The following is a 1,057-nucleotide window of genomic DNA, read 5'->3' on the forward strand; positions in this document are numbered from 1 at the left end:
TTTACGCCATGGGCGGTAAAGTGTGGATCCTCGATAAAGGGGCCAGCTATAAAAAGTTGACGCTCAGCCTTGGGGGGACGTACATGACGCACGCCAACATTTTCTTAAATCCCTTCACGCATTTAGGCGCCATGCAAAGTGCAGAGTTTGAGTTTGTGGATGATGACGGTAGACCGGTCGACCCCATGATGGAAGCGCTCGATAATATCACGGCGTTGTTTGCCACCATCGCGTCACCCTACGTCCCACTGACGGCGTTTCAACAAAGCGTCTTAGGCGATGCGATAGTGACGGCATGGGAGCGTAAAGGTAATCAAGCCTTGGTGGATGATGTCAGAGACGCCTTGATTGAGATTGCTGGAGAAGAAAGCGACCGACGCATCAAAGACATTGCGGTGCAACTGAAAAAGTTCTGCACCGACGGCATGTACAAAGATGTGTTCAACAAACCATCGATGCTCGATCCCAGTGTGGAAATTACCACGCTTGAACTCGATGGGTTCCCGCCTGCTGTGCTCAGACCCGTGATTTTTGCTCTCATGGTGTCGATTAACCAGCAGATGTACCTGGCTGGATCTCGCTCTACCCCAAAGCTGTGCATCATTGAAGAAGCCTGGAGCCTCCTCTCTGGGGCAAACGAGCAAGCGAGGGAGTTCATCAACACCGGTTATCGCACCGCCCGTAAGTTCGGCGGCGCTTTTTGTACAGTGACTCAAGGGATTGAAGACTTCTTTAGCAACGAGGAAGCCAAAGCCTGCTACAACAACTCCGATATCCACATCATTCTTCGTCAAGGGGAAGGGTTTGATGAGTATCTGATCCAAAACCCGGATGCCTTCTCACCGTTTGAGCAGCGCCTCATTAAAAGTTTCGCTCCGTCTGCCGAAGCGGGATACAGCAGTGCGCGCATCAAAGCGGGTGGCCATGTCACCTATCACCGCTTTTTCGCCTCTCCGGTGAAACGCGCCATGTTCTCAACCGAGCCTAAGGAGTTTGAGTATTGTGAAAATCTTTATAAACAAGGCCACTCACTGGAGCGCGCCATTGAGCAAACCTC

The 1,057-nt window shown here is 51.6% G+C and carries 1 pseudogene; it reads left to right on the forward strand.

Features of this window, described 5'->3' with window-relative positions:
• Positions 1-1,057: pseudogene (locus ACED28_RS23255) on the forward strand (type IV secretion system protein TraC); the annotation flags it as partial.

The sequence above is a fragment of the Vibrio sp. 1F253 genome (genome assembly GCF_041439295.1).
In the GTDB taxonomy this organism is placed as follows: domain Bacteria; phylum Pseudomonadota; class Gammaproteobacteria; order Enterobacterales; family Vibrionaceae; genus Vibrio; species Vibrio tasmaniensis_A.